Consider the following 18,362-nt stretch of genomic DNA (forward strand, 5'->3'; position numbering starts at 1 on the left):
GGGCGAGAGTGGTCATGGGGAGGGCTCCAGATTCTCGGTGGTTACAGCTCGATCGTGCAGGGGCCGGCGGCGGCAGAGATGCAGGTTTGGATGGGTACGGTTTCGCCGTCGGCGGCGGTGGTGACCTCGCCGTTGCGCAGGTCTTTCACGCTGCCTTCTTTCAGGGGTGCGAGGCAGCCAAAGCAGATGCCCATCCGGCAGCCGGAGGGCATGAGGACGCCCGCGTCCTCGCCGACATCCAGCAGCGCGCTACCGCCGTCGGCGACGACGGTGGTGTTACTGCGGGAAAACGTTGCGGTGCCGCCGTCGCCGATGGCGGCGAGGGTGGGGCGGAAGCGTTCGACGGTGAGGCGATCACCGATCTCGAACTCGCCCCAGTGGGCCTGGCAGTCGTCGAGCAGGGCGGTGGGGCCGCACGCGAAGGTGTGGCGCTCGCGCCAGTCGGGCACGAGGTGATCGAGGTCGGATAGGCGCAGCTGGCCGTCGTCGTCGGTCACTCGAACGACGAGGCGGTTGCTGTGCTCGCGGGCCCAGGCGGCCAGTTCCTCGCCGGCGACGAAATCGGCGGCGCGGCGGATGGAGTGGATGAGGACGACGTCGGCGCCGGCAAAGACGCCGGAGCGCAGCATCCCGAGGACTGGGGTGAGGCCCGAGCCGCCGGTCAGCAGCAGGACGCGGCCGGGGGCGGGCGTGGGGCTGATGAAGTCGCCCGTGGCTTGGTCGAGCGCGATGAGGGAGCCGACGACGTCGCCGGTCACGAGGTGGGCGGAGACCAGGCCGGAATCGATCATCGTGACAGTGATGGTGAAATCAGCGGCGTCGCCCGACCGCGGCGAGGTGATCGAGTAGGCGCGCCAGCGGCGCACGCCGTCGATATCGACGCCAATGCGCACGTACTGGCCGGGAATGTGGCCGCGCCAGGCGCCGGAGGGGCGCAGCGTCAGGGTGGCGGTGCGCTCGGTCTCGCGGTGGCGGGCGATGATGCGGGCGCGCAGATCGGCGCCGGAGCGCAGGGGCGAGATGAGATCGAGGTAGTCGCCGGGCACGAGCGGGGTGGCGAGGGAGGCCGCGATGCGCCCCGCGCCGGAGCGCACGCGCGAGAGCATCCTGCGGCGCGCGGCGGGTGTCGGCTTGATACTCACTACGCCACCGTAACTTACGGCTCCGTAGGTTGTCGCGGGGATGCCCCCCGTCGTGATCGAATCGCGACCTAGTCGACGCTCAGCATTCCGATGCTCGCCAGCCGGCGAGTGTGGGCGATGCAGACCTTAGCCATGGCCTCGCCGTCTACGTCGAGCAGGGCGGCGAGGGCGGCGGCGATTTGGCCCACGGCGAGGCTGCCATCGGCGGCAGACAGCAGGCCCGCCATCTCGGTTGGGCAGGCAACGACCTGGTGCAGGCCGCCGCCCTGGGTAGCGGTGATGACCTCGGGCTGGGATTCGCCGATGCGGAAATGATGTTCGAGCGTGACATCGTCCGCCGCCGTAATACGGCTCGCGGCGAGGTCGCTATCGGAGGTTCGTTCCAGGCGGGCGCGCTCGGTCGCTAGCCGCCACAAGGTCTCGCCGTCGGGCGCTGCATGGCCGGTGAGGTCGGAGGTCTCGTGCACGCCGCGCTCGCCGCTCAGCGGACGGGTGAGCAGGAGGTAGCCGAAGTCGATCCAGCGCACGCCCCGCGCGGCAAAATCAGCGAGGTAGGCGCGGTACAGCGCGTCGTAATCATCGCTCAGGCCCCCATCGCGCAGCCACATCTCGGCATACTCTGCGGCGTCTTGAAACTCGCGACGAATGATCCACGAATCCAGGGGCGCGCCCGCGCGAGATTCAGCGGCCGCCACCCAGGCGCGGGGCCGCGCGAACTCGTCCTCGTCCGCGCGCACTTCCCAGTTGGCCAGGATGATGGCGCGTCCGCCGGGCGCGAGGTGGGTGCCGAGATCGGCGATGAGGCGCGCGAGGAGCTCATCGCCGCTCGCGCCGGTGCCAGAATCGCGGTATTCCATGACCGGCAGGCCGGCGTCGTAGGCCGCGGCGGGCGTGATGACGAACGGCGGGTTGGACACGATGAGGTCGAACGTCTCGCCCGCCACCGGCTCGAAGAGCGAACCGGCGCGAGCCTCGATGACGCCGTCGGGGATGTCCGCGAGCGCCGCATTGGCGCGCAGGAAGGCGAGGGCCCGCTCGGATAGGTCGGTGGCGATGACCCGTTCGGCGCGGCGAGCGAGGGTGAGCGCCTGAATGCCCGATCCGGTGCCGAGATCGAGCACGGTGCCGAGGCTGCCACCTGCCGGGGGTTGCGGCAGCAGCGCGTGCAGGGTCTGGCTCGCTCCCCCAACGCCGAGGACGTGCCAGGGCGGCAGGGCATGGCCGAGGACGGTTTCGGGCAGGTCGGAGACGATCCAGGCTGGGCCGTCTGACGGATCGATGCCGGTGGGCGAGATATCGACCGCGGCGCGAAAGCGCCCGGTCGCGCTGCGGGTAATGAGGTGCGCGGCTTCGGCGCGCGCGGGCGTCGTAGCAGGCAGGGCCCGCTCGACCTCGGCGCCGGTCAGTTCGTCGCCGAGGAGGAAGAGTCGAGCCAGCAGCGCCAGCGGCTCGCTACTTTCGGTGAGCGCGATTCGGGCGGGAATGAGCTGTTCGCGAGCGAGGGCGGCAGCGGCGACGGGTCCGAGCAGCTCATCGAGTGCATCGGAGGTGTAGCCAACAAGGTCGGCACGCAGGTCGGCCGCAAGTGCGGGGTCGCCAAGGTTCGGCGGCGGTGGTGCGGCCACGTCAGCGCGCTCGTCATCGCCGATGGACCGGATATCGGGTGCTGGCATGCCCTCAGCCTAGACACCCTGAAACGTTAGGACTGGCGGGCGACGCGCACGATCCAGTCGGTCGGACCCTCCTGGACCATCTCGAAGCCCCATTCGCCTTCGAGTTCGGTGATCTGGTTGAGCAGCGGCGTTGGGACGTGCGGCGTTTGATGAGGATCGTCGCGAGGCGTCAATCTGGCTGTGGTTGAGCTCACAGCACGATGTCACCCAATATTCACCAACGTCTGGTGCAGTGAAGCCGGCTCGCCTATGCTGGGCGAACCTCATCAACGATGAAGGGACCTTCATGCGATCTCGCTTCTTCGCCAGTGGTCTCGTCGCTGCGGCCCTCACCGCTTCGACGATACTTCCTGCTAGCGCAGCCCCCGGAGACTCCGTGGACCTGACGCTGCTCGCCACCACCGACGTGCACGGGCACGTCATGAACTGGGACTACTTCCGGGACGCGCCTTACGGCCCCGGTAAGGAACTCGGCCTCGCCCGGGTGGATTCGATCGTGCAGCAAAAGCGCGCCGCGGCTGCCGATCCGGATTCGGTCATGCTGTTCGATAACGGGGATGCCATTCAGGGCACTCCCCTGACCTACCTTGCTGCCGTCCAGCCCGAAAAGCTCGACATCTCGCAGCACCCGATGGCCATTGCCTACAACACGATCGGCTATGACGCGCTCGTGGTGGGCAACCACGAATACAACTACGGCCTGCCGCTGCTCGCCAAGTACGATTCGCAGCTGAACGCTCCCCTGCTCGGCGCGAACGTCATCAACGTCGAGACCGGTAGTCCGGCCCAAAAGCCTTATGAAATCTTCGAGCGCGAGATCGACGGCAAGACCGTCAAGGTCGGCGTCCTTGGCCTCGTGACCCCGGGCGTTCGCACCTGGGATAAGGCCCTGGTCGAGGGCAAGCTCGACTTCAAGGACATCGTGGAGACGGCCCAGAAGTACGTGCCGATCATGAAGGACGCCGGCGCTGATGTCGTCGTGGCCCTCGCCCACACCGGCCAGGATCCGGATGGCGCGACGTGGAATCCCGCCGAACTTGGCGAGAATGTCGCCCGCTCGCTGGCCACGCACGTCAACGATCTCGACGTCGTCATCGCGGGCCACTCGCACGTGGAGAACAAGGGCCAGAAGTTCACGGCCCCCGACGGCGATCCCGTGCTCCTCGCCCAGCCCAAGTTCTGGGCGCAGTCCGTCGCCGAAGTGACGCTGAAGCTCGTGGAAGGCGAGAACGGCACCTTCGCCATCGACTGGGACAACACGACTTCGACGACGCACGCCGCGTCGGAGGCCGCCGATTCCGAGCGCATCACCGGCAACGTGGAGCTCACCAAGGCCCACAAGGCCACCGTCGACTACGTCAACACGGTCGTCGCGCAGTCCACCCAGGAGATGAAGACGGAGAGCTCGCGTTATGAGGACACCCCGATTCTCGATCTCATCGGTCACGTCATGGTGGAGTCCGTCAAGGAAAACCTCGCGGGCACCGAATACGCGAACCTACCTGTCATCGCGCAGACCTCTCCGTTCTCGCGCGAGTCGGTCTTCCCCAAGGGCGACGTGACGATCAAGGACATCGCGGGTCTGTACATTTACGACAACACCCTGGCCGCGGTCAAGATCGATGGCAAGGGCATGAAGGAGTACCTGGAGTACTCTGCTCGCTTCTTCTGCCAGGTTGAGGAGGGCGCTGATTTCGATCCCGAGACCGGCACCAACTGCCAGTACCCGGGCGCAACCCGCGGCATCCCGGACTACAACTACGACGCCCTGACCGGAGTCTTCTACGAGATCAACATCTCCAAGCCGGTCGGCGAGCGCATCGAAAACCTGCGGATGCCCGATGGTACGCCGATCAAGGACACCGATGAGTTCATCCTCGCTGTCAACAACTACCGCCAAAACGGCGGTGGCGGCTACCCGGTCGCCGTTGACGCCCCCGAGGTGTGGAACGATCTGCTCGAGATCCGTCAGCTCATCATCGACTGGGCTCAGAAGGTCGGCACGATCGACCCGAAGGACTTCTTCGAAGACAACTGGAAGCTCGTCACCGCCTCGGTCACCCCGACCGAGCAGCCCACGGAACAGCCGACTGAGCAGCCGACCGAGCAGCCCACGGAACAGCCCACGGACCAGCCGACCGAGGACCCGACCGAGCAGCCCACGAGCCAGCCAACCACCCCGGGTAAGCCTGGCCAGCCTGGTAAGCCGGGGATGCCGGTGACGGGTGCGGACTCGACCGGTATCGCGCTTGGCGCCGCCGGCCTGCTTGCTCTCGGACTCGGTGTGCTCGCCGCACACCGTCGCCGCGTGCTGAGCTAGTCACCTGACACATCACCGGGCGGGAGCTGGAAATCATCCAGTTCCCGCCCGGTTTTGTCGTTACTCGCCGGTCTCGCCGTCGATCGCTTCGCGCAACAGGTCAGCGTGGCCGTTGTGCCGGGCATACTCCTCGATCATGTGCAGGAGTATCCAGCGCAGCGAGACATCGTCCCGACCGCCCCATGCCGGGTGTGTTTCTGCCAGGGCTCCATCGTGCTGCAAGGCGCGATCGACGATGGCCTCGGATTGCCCGACGGCCTGACGCCAGAGCGCACGCATCTCATCGGCCTCCAGCGTGGCAGCAAGCTCCCAATCGCCATCGTGATGGGCCTGCCAATCGATGCCGGCCCATGGCTCGCTCGGAGGCGTCTTGGCAAGCACGGTGCCGAACCAAAAGTCCTCGACCCAGGCCAGGTGCGTGAGCAAGCCGCCGAGCGTCATCGTCGTGGGATCGATCGCTCGCCCGAGTTCGGCTGTCGACAGCCCCCGAGTCTTCCATTCGAGCGTCGAGCGCAGATAGGAGAGGAATCCCGTCAGGCTCTGAACTTCCGAACCCGCCAGGGGTGGCTCGGCTCTGCCCTGGTCATCGATGCGCGCGGTCATGGCTAGCTCCTACTGTCGGCGTTGGCGCCATGAGACGAGCAAGCGCAGTTATGCGCAACGGATTATTCCGGCAGGCTCAACCCCGCCTCGGACAGCTTTGCTAGCGCTTGTGCTTCGGTAATGCCGCCGGCGTGAATGCCGGTGATCGTCCCATTCGCGTCGAGGAACACGTGATGCGGGATCGCGATGACGTGGAACCGCGCGGAAACAGCGCCATCGGGGTCCGGAATGTGGGGGTAGGTCAAGCCGAGGCGCCCGGCGAAGGTGGCGACTTTGCCGAGATCCTCGTTGAGGTAGATGGCGACGACATTCGCATTCGAGCCAACTTTTTCGTGCACGGCCTGCACATCGGGCGCCTCGGCACGGCAGGCCGCACACCACGAGGCGTTAAAGACCAGCCACGTGGGCGCGCCCTTGTAGTCAGCGAGGGCGACCTCATTGCCCTCCCAGTCGGTGGCGGAAAACTCCGGCGCCTGCTCGCCGACCTCGGGCCGAGCGCCCTGGCCTTCCGACACTTGCCCGGAGGTTGCGAAGCTCGCGGGATTGGCGGCGTTGGCGCGGTCGGGAGTGTTGGCATCGGCCGAGGTCGACATGAAGCCGCCCTTCAGCGCCGATGCCGCTAGCACGAGGACGACGGCGATGACCGCGACGACGGCAATAGGAACGAATCGCTTATGCATAGGAGTGCAGGCCACCAAAGAAGTGATTGCCGAAGTAGGCGAAGAGAACCGAGATGAAGCCGATGATCAACAGCCAGGCGGCCTTGCGTCCCCGCCAGTCCCGCACGACGCGGGCATGCAGGTAGGCCCCGTAGATCAGCCACGTGACGAAGGCGGCCGTCTCCTTGGGGTCCCAGCCCCAGTACCTGCCCCACGCGGTATTCGCCCAGACCGCGCCGAGCACGATCATGATGGTGAGCAGCGGGTAGGTCACGACGGCGGCCTTGTAACCGATCTCATCAAGCGTCTCCTCGCTCGGCAGCCCGCGCAAGGTGATGCGGCCACGCAGCAGGTAGAGCACCGCCGCCCCGAAGGACACACACGCTGCACCGTAGGACAGGATCGCAAACCCGACGTGCAGCGTCAGCAGCAGGTTGTTCTGCAGGGCCGGAATGAGCGGCTTGATGCCGGTATCGAGAGATAGCGCGTAGACGAGCAGCGCTGCCGTCACGGGCAGCACGACGAGGGCCAACGCGCGCAGTTTGTAGCGCAGCGCAAACACGACGTAGGCGAGCAGGATGCCCCACGTGAAGGAGACCGCGAACTCGTGCTGGTTGGCAAACGGGCCGTGCCCGGTGATCGACATCCGGATCCCGAGGTAAGCCGTCAGCAAGATGAGTGCGCCGATCAAGAACGCATTGGCATACCACGCTAATCCATGCGCGGGGGCGGGCCCACCCTCCTCGGGCACCGTCTCACGGAGTTCGCGAACGCCCTCGGGCGTCGCAATCGTCGCGACACGCCCGCCGGTGGCAGCGCCCACGACGGCGGGTTCCCGCTCGCTGGCAGGTGCCGCGGCGCGGCGCTTGGAAGTCAACACGACGGCGAAACTCACGAGCGCAAGGGTCGTGAACGCGAGCGCCGCCATGAGGAGGTATTCAGCGATTTCAAGCATCGGTCGGCCTTTCTAAGAGCCGCTCGTTGACGGCGGTAACGGTGTCGGTAAAGAATCGGCCGAAGCCGGAGTCAGTCTTTTCAGCGGAGGCGAACTGCACGCTCGGGCCATCCTCGCCCTCGATCACGCGCGCCCAGATCCGCCGGTGGCGCATCCCAAAGGTCATGAGCGAGCCGCCCACGAGCAGGATCGAGCCGATCCACATCCACCACGTGCCCGGATCCTGCCGCAGGTTGATCCCGGTGTACTGGCGCTCGCGCTCAAAGGTCACCGTCTTGCCCGCGACGGCTGCCTCTTGGCCCTGGGTCACGGGCTTGACGTCAAGCGGCTGGGTTTGGCCGGTGGGATACATCTCGATGACAGCGGTGCCGGCCGGAATGGGGGAATCGGCGCGGCCGGAGGCGGGCGTGACGACGATGACATCGATGCCAGCCTCGGGCAGATCGATCCGGCCAATCGAGTTCATCTTGTCTTCGGAGGTAAAGCGCAGCGGGACGGAGCCGGCGTAGATTTCGCTGCCGTCTTCATCGACGATGCGAAGGTCCGCCGCGATGCCATAGAAGGCTTGGTGGAAGGAGAATCCGCCGTACTTCAGGGGGCTATTGACGCGCACATCTTGCTCGGCGACGACCGCATCGCCGTCAAGGACGCGCAGGTGCGAGACGTAATCGGAGGGGCTGCCATCGTCGTAGAAGGACTCGGTAAAGGACTCCGCGGCGAGCGTGAGTCCGGAGTCGTGGCCGACGGGAACAGATGATCCCACCGGCACGGTCAGCTGTTCGTCGATACCTGCCAGCGAGGAGATCGCGAACGCCGCCAGGATGATGACGAAGGAGGCGTGCGCCGCGACGGTTCCAAACGGACCCCACCGATTCTTGTCGAGATAGCGGGCGTGCGGGTCTTTCTCATCGGCGACGACGCGCAGGCCCTTGGCCGCGGCCGCTTCGTCGAGCGCTGCAAGAACGCTAGCGGCATCGCCTTCTGCCGGGAGCTCTGCACGGTAGCGAGCGTGGGTGAAGAACGCTCCCGAGACGTGGGTGCGCGGCCGGGTAGCGCGCTGCCACAGCTGCGGAATCCGGTGCACGGTGCACGCGATGATCGAGATCGCGAGCAGCGCCGTGATGATGAGGAACAGCCACGAGGTGTAGATGTTGAAGAAGCCGAGGTGGTAGAGGATCGAGGTCCAGCCGCCGTAGCGGGGCCGCATCTCGGTAAGGAAGTGCTCCGCCCCCTCGGCGGTCGCGAGAGTCGATCCGGGGGCCTGGGTGATGATCGTGCCGAGCAGGGTCACCACAGCCATCGCGAGGATGAGCAGCAGGCCGACCGTCTTGGAATAGAAGAAGCGGTAGATGCGGACGAAGAACTCGGTGACCGGAACGTCGTCGTGGGTGGGGCTCGGTGCTGGCGCGAGATCACTCCTTGCCATCGTTCAGCCCTCCTAGGTGCATCTGGGCGGTGCGGGCGAGATCGGAATCGGGCGCCAGTTCCACGACCTTGCCCCAGGCCTCGCGGGCCTTGTCCTCCTCGGCCGGATCCTTGGACAGGTAGAGGAAGCCGAGGTTGTACCAGGCCTGGACCTCGCTCGGATCCGCCTCGATGACGGCGGTCCACTGCTCTTCGGCCTTGGCGGTCTCGCGCTGGTTGAACTGCAGGACGCCGAGCTCCAGGCGGGCCTTGGTATCGCTCGGATCCGCCTCGATCTGGCTTTGCAACTGCGCGATCCGCTCGGCGCGCTCGGCGGCCGAGGGTGCCTGCTGCTGCTCGCCCATCGTCGGGTGGTTCGCTGGCTGGGTGGCCTCGGGGGTGGGCTTGCCCGCGAGGTAGATGGCGAAGACCACCGAGAATGCGAAGATCAGCGCGAGCGCGATTTTTCCGCCGGAGGAGGTGCGCTTTTTCAGGTACTTCGGGTTCGTCGGGCCGCTCGCCGCGCGCGTGGCGCGTGCCGCGGTGCTCGCACTTGCGACCGCGGCGGTCGTGGCATCGCCCGTCGCGTCCTGGCTGAGAGTTGGGCGGTTCTTTCGGCCCCGAGCCTTGGGCCGGCTCGTGACGATGTCGTCGTCTTCTTCGCCGAGCTCGGCCAGCAGGATGTCGTCTGGATGCTGCTCGCGAGGCGCCACTTCAGCGACGGTCTCACGGGTAGCGCTCGCGCGCCGGACGGCGGCCTCTTGGGCGCTCGCCCACTCGGCGATCTCTTCGGGTGCGGTCTGCAGGAAGGAGAGGATCCGCTCGGCGGTGTCCGGATTTATCGATTGGAGCTCTTTGTCCGGTTCGCCGGGACGGCGCTCTGCCCTACTGCTCATGAGCCGCGCTTTCTTCTCCGAACCACTCCTTGTTCGCTTCCGTGATGTCGGAGGCAGCGAGTTCTTCGGCGCTGGCGCCACGCAGGGCGAGCTGGCCCTTGCGTGCTGCGTCGAGCGCGTCGGACAGGATGCGCTGCGTGTAATCCGGGGCGTGGAAGCCGTAGGAGTTTTCGGAGTAGACGTAGTCGATGTAGAAGCTCGACTTGTTTTGGTATTCGCGAGCCAGGTCGATCTGGGCTTCGTCGACGCCGTCGGCAATGCCCTTTTCGATATCGCGGATCAGTGCCACAAGGGCGTCGAAGGCGACGTCACGGGTGTGCACGAAGCGATCTTGGATGACCTCCACGCGGCGCTTCATCTCATCGGAGTCGGCCTTGTGGCAGGTGCCGCACGAGGCGTTCGCATCGACCATGGGGTTGGTGATCTGGTGGTTGGAGACCTTGTGGGCGCCTTCGCGCTGGTAGGCCATGTGGCAGTCAGCGCAGCTGACGCCATTGGCGGCGTGGATGCCGTTGGACCAGATGTCGAACTCGGGGTGCTGAGCCTTGAGCATCTTGGCGCCCGTAGTCTTGTGGGTCCAGTCGATGTGGCCGTCTTCCTGGTAGTAGTCCCAAATGTCATCGATGTCGATGCCCTTGGCCCACGGGAAGGTCAGCGTCTTATCCTCGCCCTTGAAGTAGTACTCGACGTGGCACTGGGCGCAGACGTAGGTGCGCATCTCCAGGGCCGTCGCGTCCTTGTTCACGTCATAGTTTTCGATGCCCTCGGAGGCCTTCAGCGCCTTGATGCCATCCATGAAGGCGGGGCGGGTGATCGTGAGCTTCATGGTTTCCGGATCGTGGCAGTCGATGCACGTCACCGGATGGTCCGCGAGCTTGGTAGCTTCCTCGTAGGTCATCTTGTTCATGACGTCAAAGCCCTTGCGGATGTCGCCATCGCCGAGCTCTTGCATGACGGGAACCGTCGAGGCGTGACAGTTCAGGCAGGTGCCGGGCTGATCGAACTGGGTGACACGCAGCGTGTAGCGCTGGTCATTGAGCATGTGCATGTGGCCGCGCGCGTGGCGGTAGTCGGTGGCAAAGGCATAGCCCGCCCACATGTCCTTCAGGCGCGGGTCCTGCTCGATCTTGGACTCCGGCACCTCGGTGCGCGGATCATCGGCCGTCGGCGTGTGCGGCTCGAGCGAGGCGCCGCCGTACTTGGAGGGCGTGAATTCCTCGGTCTTTAAATACTGCTCGTATTGGATCGGGAAGTTCCGGCCCCAGATCGCGGGATCAACCGTCGTCTCATCGAGCTGGACGACGGGCGTGTAGGGGGCGTGGGCCTCGGTCTTGCGCTCCAAAATGTTGAGCAGCAGCATGGTCAGGCCGAAGGTGACGAGCGCCGTGACAGCGATGGCGCCCATCCAGATCCACTGGCGGCGGCCGCGCTTTTTGGCGGTTTCGGGGGGCTGTTCTTCGGTCGCGTCGCTCATGAGTCTCTTCCCTACTGGTGTCCGACGTCGTCGTGACAGCGCACGCAGCTCAGCGTGGCGCCGTCGTCGATGGTCAGGTGCATGTCACTGGTGACTTCCGCGTGGCAGTACAGGCAGGCGTCGTTGGTGACCTGCCGGTTCGTCTCGCGGATACGAATGTTTTCCGGGTACCACCCGGTGGTGAATTTCAGGCCGTGCCAAAAGCCGTTTTCGCCCTTGACGATGTACTTGTGGACGATGTTGTCGTGCGGGGCGTGGCAGTCGTTGCACGTGGCAACGTTCGCGTGCGGGCCGGCCTTCCAGCCGTCGTATTGATCCTGCATGACGTGGCAGTTGATGCAGGTCGTCGGGTCATTGCCGAGGTAGGAATAGCCGCGGGCGTAGACGAAGGTGAACAGGCCAACGCCGAACAGGGATCCGATGACGAAGACGGCAAGGGCCCGCATGATGAACCCGGGCGTCAGCATCTGCTGAGTGATGAAGCTTCGTAGCTTACCCACCGCTACTGCGCTCCTCCCTGGGTGTCAGCTCCGTTTGAGTGCCGTCGCCACCGTTGGCATACGACCCTCTGCTCCATATTTTATGGACACAGGTGTAAATACCCGTGGGCCCTAAGGCCTAGATGCGTAGGAAATGATTGCTGCGGCCAGGGCGTCGGCGTAGCGCTGGCGGCCCGCCGGCGACTCCATGACCGCGGCGTCGTCGGGATTGCGCATCTCGCCGAGCTCGATAAGGACCGCAGGCAGCTGCGGGGAGGCGGCCGCGGCGTGATTGAGGCCGGCGATATCGGTGCGCTGTTGCAGCGCGCCGGCCACGCCCGAATTCTCCTCGAAGCCGGCCTGCCGCAGCTGGGCGATGACCTCGGCAGCGAGCTGCGACGTGGGCGACGAGGCGGCCGCGCCCTCGGGCGTGACGATGAGGAAGAAACCATGCGGCGTCGTTGTTGCCGAGCCGTTAGCGTGCAGCGAGACGAGCGCGTCGGCGCCGGCGGCAAAGGTGCCGCGTTCATCGACGCACGGGCCGACGCCGTCGTCGCTGTCGCGGGAGGTGATGACCGTGATGCCGGCGCGCTCAAGGGTGGGGATCATGCGCGTGGCGACGTCGAAGTTGAAGGCGTGCTCGGGGTAGCCGGAGGCCGTCGCGGTGCCGACGGTGTTGCACGCTTTGGTGCCGCCGCGTCCATCGGGCACGGGGGCGTTGATCTCGCGGACGTGGGTGGCGTTGCCGCCGTTGTGACCGGGATCCAGGGCGAGCGTGAAGGAGAGCGCGGACGTGCTTGCCGGGCTGGGCGATGCGCTCGCGACCGGGGTGGGCGCGGCGGTGACGGGCGGCGGCGAGGGCGCGACCGAGGAGGTGCAGGCGGCGGTGCAGCATAGCAGCGCCACACCGAGGGCGACGCCCGCGCGAGCCCGCGCAGCCCCCACCACGCGCGCCTATCCGGCCTTATTGACGGAGCTGATGCCGCGGCGCGCGAGCTGCACGCCGAGGCCCGATTCGCTATCCCAGCACGACATGCCAGCTTGTTCCGAGGTGCACGCGATGCCCTGGCCGAGCAGGGCCGAGGTGCCGTACTGCAGCGTCGTGCCGCCCTTCGCGACGGTGGCTTCGCACGAGTAATCCGGCTCGGAGGCGTACGGCCAGTGGATCGTCAGGGGGCCCTCGCAGTTCAGGCCCTGCCCGTCGGCATCGGTGATGTTGTGCTCGTAGATCGTGCAGGTGAAGGCCTGGTCGCCATCGGAGCGGCAGGCGATATTGCCTGAGGGCGCCGTGAAGTGCGTGACCGGGGCCGCGCCCTCCGGCAGGTAGGGCATCGCGGGGGTTTCGGTTTCGGTGGGGCTCTCGCTCGGCGTCGGGGATTCCGTGGGCGACGCGGTTTCCGTTGGCGATGCGGATTCGGCTGCGCTCGGCGTCGGGGCCGATGTCGTCGGAGCGACGACCGGATCGTTTGACTCCCAGGGCCGCCAAAGCATGAGGACGACGGCGAGGAGGATGACGACGAGGCCGATGAGCGCGCCGAGGACGACCGAGGAGGCGACCGAGCCGGAGCGCTGCGGCTCGCTTGGGGTGTAGTGGGCTGCGGGCGCGGCAGCGACGGGCGCGTCGTAGCGCGGGGCCTGCTGCAGGGCGGGTTCGAAGCGCTGCGGCGCGATGCGCTGCGTGGGCGGCTCGGCGGTAGCGGCGTCGGTGGCCGGCAGGATGGCTGCGCCCGAGCCGAGGACCGCGGTGCGGTCATCGTCCTTTGGGCTCTCCTCCGGCGCTGCGACATCCTCGCGGGCCGCGAGCGCCTCGTTAATCTCCGGGTCATTCCACGTGCCGAGCCAGGTCAGCAGGTCAGGATAGGCATTCGGGTGGGCGGCGATCGCGGCCCGCAGATCGGGGCGTTCGCCCGCGATGCGATGCAGATCGGACGCGCTTGCCTCGGGATCGTGGACGAGTTCGGCGTTGCGGTCGTTCGGCTGCGGCTGCTCAGCCGGTTCGCTGTCTTCGGCGGGCTCGGGTTCGCTCACGCTTGCGAGCCAGTCCCGTAGTTCGGGATAAACGTTCGGGTGGTTCGCAATGAGGGGGCGCAGGTCCGGGCGCTCGGCGGCGAGCCGGTGCAGGTCAGCGGGGGTGGCATCCGGGTTGCGCACGAGGGCGTCGTCACCGGAGTGCTCGGCGTTCGGGTCGAACGTGTGGGGCGCCATGGAGGATCCTTCCGCGTGTAACGTCCGTGAAGTCTATGAAGGATTCTGCCCGTCGGCGTCACGATATACCAACGAATGGCACCCGAATCGCCGAAATGAAGAATCAATCCTTGGCGCTTCGGATGATTGCGCGCTCTCCGGCGACCTCCCGCACGAGCTCGGCAAGCTCGGCAAACTCGAGAATTTCCGCGCCCCTGGAAACCGGTAGGCGCAGCGGCCGTGCCCCGTCGGCGGTGCGCGCCTCTTGTAGCGCAAAGGTCCCGGCTCCGAGCGCGAGGGCGCGGCGCGCGCACTCGCGGATGCTTTCCGGTGAATGGGATCCGGGGTAGACGGTCAGGCGCGCCTCGACCTCGGGTGGCGCGGCGCCAGCAAGCAGCTCGCCGAGCGCCTGCCAGGCCCGTTCGCCGAGGCTCTCCCCCACACCGACGACACTCGGGTAGTCCTCGGGCAGGCCCTTCACATCGAATCCGACCCATGTCAGCTGCTCCCGAATCTCGGCGAGGCGACGCGGATAGGCGCCGCCCGTGTGCAACCCGACCTCGAATCCGGCCTCGCGTACCGCCGTCACGGCGGCGGGCAGGGCAGGGTGACGGGTTGCCTCTCCCCCGGTGAAGACGACGCCGTCGAGCAGGCCGCGCCGCTTTGCCAGCAGGGCGGTGACGTCGGAGAAACCGACGACACCGGGCCTCGCGCAGTCGAGCAGGTCGGTGTTGTGGCAGTAGGTGCAGCGCCACGGGCAGCCCTGAACGAAGACGGTGGCGACGAGCCGGCCCGGCCAGTCGACCGTCGACAGCGGAACAAGTCCCGCGATCGGCAGGTCGTGGGCAGCTGGCCGGGCGGTCGTCGTGGGCATTGCTAGACCAGCGCCGGCTCGTCGAACATCACGCGCTCTGCGTACTCGCCCTTCTTGCCGATGTTGAAAGAGGAGACGGGACGGAAGTAGCCCATGACGCGGGTCCAGACCTCGCAGGCCTGGGTCTCGTCGAACTCCTCTTCGCAGCGGGTGCAGGTGAAGTGCTCGCCCGCGAGGTAGCCGTGGGTCGGGCAGATCGAGAATGTCGGGGTGATGGTGATGTAGGGCAGGCGGAAGTTGGCAAGCGCGCGGTGCACGAGCGTCTTGCAGGCTTCGGCCGAGGACACCTTTTCCGGCAGGTACAGGTGCAGCACGGTGCCGCCCGTGTACTTGCCCTGCAGCTCTTCTTGCTCGGCGAGGGCCTGGAAGGCGTCATCGGTGTAGCCGACGGGCAGCTGGGAGGAGTTGGTGTAGTAGGGGTTGGCGTCGGTGCCTGCCTGGATGATGCCGGGGTAGCGCTTGCGGTCTTCCTTGGCGAAGCGGTAGGTCGTGCCCTCGGCGGGCGTGGCCTCCAGGTTGTACAGGTGGCCGGTTTCTTCCTGGAAACGCACCATCGCGTCACGGACGTGGTCGAGGAGTTCGACCGCGAGCGCGTGCCCGGTCTCGTCGGTGATGTCGTGCTCATCGAGGGTGAAGTTGCGGATCATTTCGTTGATGCCGTTGACACCGATCGTCGAGAAATGGTTTTCGAGGGTTCCGAGGTAGCGCTTGGTGAAGGGGAAGAGCCCGGAGTCGATGTGATGCTGGATGACGACGCGCTTTTTCTCCAGTGTGTCGCGGGCGATCTCGAGCAGCTCATCGAGGCGCGTGAACAGGCCATCCTTGTCCTTGGCGTGCAGGTAGCCCAGCCGCGCGCAGTTGATCGTGACGACCCCGAGGGAGCCGGTCTGCTCGGCCGAGCCGAACAGGCCATTGCCGCGCTTGAGCAGTTCGCGCAGGTCGAGCTGCAGGCGGCAGCACATGGAGCGGATCATGCCCGGATCGAGCTCGGAGTTGAGGAAGTTTTGGAAGTAGGGCAGGCCGTACTTCGCGGTCATTTCGAACAGCAAGGTGGCGTTTTCGCTGTCCCAGTCGAAGTCCTCGGTGATGTTGTAGGTGGGGATTGGGAAGGTGAAGACCCGGCCTTCCGCGTCGCCGTCGGTCATGACCGCCATGTAGGCGCGGTTGATCATGTCCATTTCTTCTTGGAGCTCACCGTAGGTGAAGTCGCATACTTCCTCGCCGATGAGGGGAGCTTCGTCGGCGATGTCCTTGGGGCAGGTCCAGTCGAAGGTGAGGTTGGTGAAGGGCGTTTGGGTGCCCCAGCGGGAGGGCACGTTGAGGTTGTAGATGAGTTCCTGCATGCACTGCTCGACCTGGTCGTAGGTCATGTTGTCCAGCCGGACGAAGGGCGCCATGTAGGTATCGAAGGAAGAGAAGGCCTGAGCGCCAGCCCACTCGTTTTGTAGCGTGCCCAGGAAGTTGACGATCTGGCCAATGGCGGAGGAAAAGTGCTTGGGGGGACGGGCCGCGATCGCACCCGGCACACCGTTGAACCCCTGCTCCAGCAGCGTGCGCAGTGACCACCCTGCGCAGTAGCCGGCGAACATGTCGAGATCGTGGATGTGCAGATCGCCTTCGCGGTGCGCGGCACCGGCCTCGGGACGGTAGACCCGCGAGAGCCAGTAGTTGGCGATCATCTTGCCCGAGGTGTTGAGCATCATGCCGCCGAGCGAGTAGCCCTGATTGGCGTTGGCGTTCACCCGCCAATCCGAGCGATCGAGGTACTCCTCGATCGTTGCCACCGCGTCAACCTTGACGGGCGCCGTCCTCGTTGACGGCTGTGCGGAAATGGTCTCGTGGCGGGTGGCGGAGGTGGTCATGTTGGACTCCCCAATCTCGGTTTTTACTCGTGCTTCGTGGTGCCGCTCATCGTCAAGCGCGCCTTACCGACGTTAGGACCCACCACTACATATTGTGTCAGCGACACGCACAAACCACCGCATGTTGTGGTTTTTCTTCCTCAACTCTGAAGTGAGTCGGGACGTTGGTCCCACGTGAGGCACAATGGGAGACATGACAGACCAGACCCGCTGGCAGCGGATTACGAGTGCCAATCCCGAGCATTCCGCGCGCTATATCGATCGGTTCAAACAACTCGCGGCCCGCGGGTTCGATCTGCACGGCGAGGCCCGCGCGGCCGATGCCCTCGTCGCGCGTGGGGCGCTCATTATCGATGCGGGATGCGGGCCGGGCCGGGTAGCCATCGAGCTCGCCAAGCGCGGACACCGGGTCATTGGTCTCGACATCGATCCCGAGTTCATTGCCGAAGGCACCACCGTCGCCGCCGATGCCGGCGTGGGGCTCGACCCGGCAGTAGAGACCGAGGACATTTCCCCCGGTCAGGTGCGCTTCATCGAAGCCAATATCTGTGAGCCCGTCCCGATGGATGTCCCGAAAGCCGATCTCATCGTGTGCGCGGGCAATGTCATCACCTTCCTCGATGGTGAATCACCGGCCGATTTCCTCACCCACATTGGTAACTCCCTAGCTCCCGGTGGGCGCATGGTGATCGGGTTTGGGCTGCGTCGCGGCTATTCGCTCGCGCGCTACGAGGGCGACCTTGCGTCATCGGGATGGGTGAGCCAGTCGAGGTTCTCCACCTGGCAGTTCGAGCCCTTCGGCGCCGCCTCGGATTTCCTCGTCGATATCCTCGCCCGCGCCTAACGCGCTATCCCGCGCCGCCGGCCTCGGTACGGATGAGGTCGATTTGGCGGAATGCGAGGGCACACACGCCAGTTAAGATCAGCGCCGCGCTCGCGGCCGCGATCGCCCCGGTTAGGCCGTGCCCGGCAGCAGTTGTCAGGACCCGGCCCGATAGGCGCTCGGCGTCAAGGAATCCGGCGCTCGCGACCCGGATCGCAACGGCCGTGATCCCCACCCCTCCGATCACGGCGGCAGCCATCGCGATCCGCAAGATCACGAGGCGCAGTCGCGCCGCCGCAATTGGGCCTACCTCGTTGGGTGCGAGCGCGAAACCCCACGCCGCGGCCACGAGGATCGCGGCCACGACATCGGAGGGCCGGTGCCAGCCGTTGACGAGCGTCGTAAAACCAATGAAGAGAGTCCAGCCGGTGCCGATGAGGACCGAGACTGTGCGCCACGCGACCGGCACCACCATGATGAGGGCGACCGCCGTCGCTGCCGCGACCGTCGTGTGACCGGACGGTAGGGAGGGTGGCGTCGCCCAGTTGATGCCAAGGTCCGGGCGCGGCAACAGGTAGGTCTTGAGCAGCTGCGTGGTGAGGTTCGCGCCCGCCAGCACAATGACCGCTCGGATCGCGAGCTGCCATCGCTTGCGCACGATCGCGATCAGTGCGACGGCGATCACGATCGCGGCGAGGCCGCCATAGGAGATGACGGTGTGGGTGAAGGAGATATCGATCGGATCGATGCTCGAAAGCTCCCGCAGGCGCAGCATGGCGAGGGTATCGACAGCTTGGCCGAGCCTCGTCATCACCGCGCCGAGCCACAATCCGAGGACGGCCACCACGCAGACGATCAGGCCGGCCATCCGCCTGGTGTGGGCGCGGCGCGGCCGCAGGGTCCCGCTGATCTCCCGGGAGGTGGCTTGCACGTGCGAGCGGGCCGGTCGCGCAGGGCGCGGGTGCGCGGGGCGGCGGTGAATCGGCGGAATCGGCTCGGGCACGCGAACATTGT

17 protein-coding genes are annotated in these 18,362 nt (G+C 66.2%); 2 read left to right on the forward strand and 15 right to left on the reverse strand.

Annotated elements, in window-relative coordinates; genetic code table 11:
• Window positions 1–41 precede the first annotated feature (41 nt).
• The 3 genes from MUN85_RS10785 to MUN85_RS10795 all read right to left on the reverse strand — a co-directional run bounded on the left by MUN85_RS10785 (window position 42) and on the right by MUN85_RS10795 (window position 3,009).
• Window positions 42–1,142: a ferredoxin reductase gene (locus MUN85_RS10785; protein WP_250506696.1), complete on the reverse strand. Its 1,101-nt coding sequence runs from the start codon at window positions 1,140–1,142 to the stop codon at window positions 42–44.
• A 68-nt stretch (window positions 1,143–1,210) separates the two neighbouring features.
• Window positions 1,211–2,815: a DUF7059 domain-containing protein gene (locus MUN85_RS10790; RefSeq protein ID WP_250506697.1), complete on the reverse strand. Its 1,605-nt coding sequence runs from the start codon at window positions 2,813–2,815 to the stop codon at window positions 1,211–1,213.
• A 26-nt stretch (window positions 2,816–2,841) separates the two neighbouring features.
• Window positions 2,842–3,009 (reverse strand): sulfurtransferase TusA family protein, encoded by a 168-nt coding sequence (locus tag MUN85_RS10795; RefSeq protein ID WP_250506698.1) that lies wholly within the window; start codon window positions 3,007–3,009, stop codon window positions 2,842–2,844.
• Window positions 3,010–3,101: 92 nt separating this feature from the next.
• Here MUN85_RS10795 and MUN85_RS10800 point away from each other — a divergent pair, with 92 nt between their 5' ends.
• A complete protein-coding gene (locus MUN85_RS10800) occupies window positions 3,102–5,135 on the forward strand; it encodes a 5'-nucleotidase C-terminal domain-containing protein (protein ID WP_284501128.1) in 2,034 nt (677 codons plus the stop codon).
• A 60-nt stretch (window positions 5,136–5,195) separates the two neighbouring features.
• Here the strand turns inward: MUN85_RS10800 and MUN85_RS10810 are convergent, their stop codons facing one another.
• The 11 genes from MUN85_RS10810 to MUN85_RS10860 all read right to left on the reverse strand — a co-directional run bounded on the left by MUN85_RS10810 (window position 5,196) and on the right by MUN85_RS10860 (window position 16,525).
• Window positions 5,196–5,738: a DinB family protein gene (locus MUN85_RS10810; RefSeq protein ID WP_250506699.1), complete on the reverse strand. Its 543-nt coding sequence runs from the start codon at window positions 5,736–5,738 to the stop codon at window positions 5,196–5,198.
• 62 nt (window positions 5,739–5,800) lie between these two features.
• Window positions 5,801–6,418 carry a TlpA family protein disulfide reductase gene (locus MUN85_RS10815; RefSeq protein WP_250506700.1) on the reverse strand — a complete coding sequence of 206 codons (618 nt, stop codon included), beginning with the start codon at window positions 6,416–6,418 and terminating at the stop codon, window positions 5,801–5,803.
• Window positions 6,411–7,352, reverse strand: coding sequence for a c-type cytochrome biogenesis protein CcsB (gene ccsB, locus MUN85_RS10820; protein ID WP_250506701.1), 942 nt, complete (start codon window positions 7,350–7,352; stop codon window positions 6,411–6,413). The genes MUN85_RS10815 and ccsB overlap by 8 nt, the downstream gene beginning before the upstream one ends.
• Window positions 7,345–8,778, reverse strand: a complete 1,434-nt coding sequence (resB, locus tag MUN85_RS10825; protein ID WP_250506702.1) for a cytochrome c biogenesis protein ResB — start codon at window positions 8,776–8,778, stop codon at window positions 7,345–7,347. The genes ccsB and resB overlap by 8 nt, the downstream gene beginning before the upstream one ends.
• Window positions 8,765–9,652 (reverse strand): tetratricopeptide repeat protein, encoded by an 888-nt coding sequence (locus MUN85_RS10830; protein ID WP_250506703.1) that lies wholly within the window; start codon window positions 9,650–9,652, stop codon window positions 8,765–8,767. Before MUN85_RS10830 ends, resB begins: the two co-directional genes overlap by 14 nt.
• Window positions 9,642–11,126: an ammonia-forming cytochrome c nitrite reductase subunit c552 gene (locus MUN85_RS10835; protein WP_250506704.1), complete on the reverse strand. Its 1,485-nt coding sequence runs from the start codon at window positions 11,124–11,126 to the stop codon at window positions 9,642–9,644. Before MUN85_RS10835 ends, MUN85_RS10830 begins: the two co-directional genes overlap by 11 nt.
• A gap of 11 nt (window positions 11,127–11,137) precedes the next feature.
• Entirely contained in the window at window positions 11,138–11,626 is a 489-nt protein-coding gene (gene nrfH, locus MUN85_RS10840; protein ID WP_250506705.1) for a cytochrome c nitrite reductase small subunit, read from the reverse strand.
• A 111-nt stretch (window positions 11,627–11,737) separates the two neighbouring features.
• Entirely contained in the window at window positions 11,738–12,550 is an 813-nt protein-coding gene (locus tag MUN85_RS10845) for an N-acetylmuramoyl-L-alanine amidase (protein WP_250506706.1), read from the reverse strand.
• A gap of 9 nt (window positions 12,551–12,559) precedes the next feature.
• Entirely contained in the window at window positions 12,560–13,810 is a 1,251-nt protein-coding gene (locus tag MUN85_RS10850) for a variant leucine-rich repeat-containing protein (RefSeq protein ID WP_250506707.1), read from the reverse strand.
• 103 nt (window positions 13,811–13,913) lie between these two features.
• Window positions 13,914–14,663, reverse strand: coding sequence for an anaerobic ribonucleoside-triphosphate reductase activating protein (locus MUN85_RS10855; RefSeq protein WP_250506708.1), 750 nt, complete (start codon window positions 14,661–14,663; stop codon window positions 13,914–13,916).
• Window positions 14,664–14,665: 2 nt separating this feature from the next.
• A complete protein-coding gene (locus MUN85_RS10860; protein ID WP_250506709.1) occupies window positions 14,666–16,525 on the reverse strand; it encodes a ribonucleoside triphosphate reductase in 1,860 nt (619 codons plus the stop codon).
• Window positions 16,526–16,718: 193 nt separating this feature from the next.
• Here MUN85_RS10860 and MUN85_RS10865 point away from each other — a divergent pair, with 193 nt between their 5' ends.
• Window positions 16,719–17,369, forward strand: a complete 651-nt coding sequence (locus MUN85_RS10865; RefSeq protein WP_250506710.1) for a class I SAM-dependent methyltransferase — start codon at window positions 16,719–16,721, stop codon at window positions 17,367–17,369.
• Between the two features lie 4 nt (window positions 17,370–17,373).
• Here MUN85_RS10865 and MUN85_RS10870 read toward each other — a convergent pair whose 3' ends face one another.
• Window positions 17,374–18,351 (reverse strand): phosphatase PAP2 family protein, encoded by a 978-nt coding sequence (locus tag MUN85_RS10870; RefSeq protein ID WP_250506711.1) that lies wholly within the window; start codon window positions 18,349–18,351, stop codon window positions 17,374–17,376.
• Window positions 18,352–18,362 lie beyond the last annotated feature (11 nt).

This window comes from Bowdeniella massiliensis (genome assembly GCF_023634005.1).
GTDB lineage: Bacteria > Actinomycetota > Actinomycetes > Actinomycetales > Actinomycetaceae > Bowdeniella > Bowdeniella massiliensis.

Excerpts from the sequence above, each read along its gene's own strand:
- MUN85_RS10790 (WP_250506697.1), bottom strand. The coding sequence starts at position 2,815 with ATGCCAGCACCCGATATCCGGTCCATCGGCGATGACGAGCGCGCTGAC.
- MUN85_RS10800 (WP_284501128.1), top strand. The coding sequence starts at position 3,102 with ATGCGATCTCGCTTCTTCGCCAGTGGTCTCGTCGCTGCGGCCCTCACC.
- MUN85_RS10810 (WP_250506699.1), bottom strand. The coding sequence starts at position 5,738 with ATGACCGCGCGCATCGATGACCAGGGCAGAGCCGAGCCACCCCTGGCG.
- MUN85_RS10815 (WP_250506700.1), bottom strand. The coding sequence starts at position 6,418 with ATGCATAAGCGATTCGTTCCTATTGCCGTCGTCGCGGTCATCGCCGTC.
- ccsB (WP_250506701.1), bottom strand. The coding sequence starts at position 7,352 with ATGCTTGAAATCGCTGAATACCTCCTCATGGCGGCGCTCGCGTTCACG.
- resB (WP_250506702.1), bottom strand. The coding sequence starts at position 8,778 with ATGGCAAGGAGTGATCTCGCGCCAGCACCGAGCCCCACCCACGACGAC.
- MUN85_RS10830 (WP_250506703.1), bottom strand. The coding sequence starts at position 9,652 with ATGAGCAGTAGGGCAGAGCGCCGTCCCGGCGAACCGGACAAAGAGCTC.
- MUN85_RS10835 (WP_250506704.1), bottom strand. The coding sequence starts at position 11,126 with ATGAGCGACGCGACCGAAGAACAGCCCCCCGAAACCGCCAAAAAGCGC.
- MUN85_RS10850 (WP_250506707.1), bottom strand. The coding sequence starts at position 13,810 with ATGGCGCCCCACACGTTCGACCCGAACGCCGAGCACTCCGGTGACGAC.
- MUN85_RS10855 (WP_250506708.1), bottom strand. The coding sequence starts at position 14,663 with ATGCCCACGACGACCGCCCGGCCAGCTGCCCACGACCTGCCGATCGCG.
- MUN85_RS10860 (WP_250506709.1), bottom strand. The coding sequence starts at position 16,525 with ATGACCACCTCCGCCACCCGCCACGAGACCATTTCCGCACAGCCGTCA.
- MUN85_RS10865 (WP_250506710.1), top strand. The coding sequence starts at position 16,719 with ATGACAGACCAGACCCGCTGGCAGCGGATTACGAGTGCCAATCCCGAG.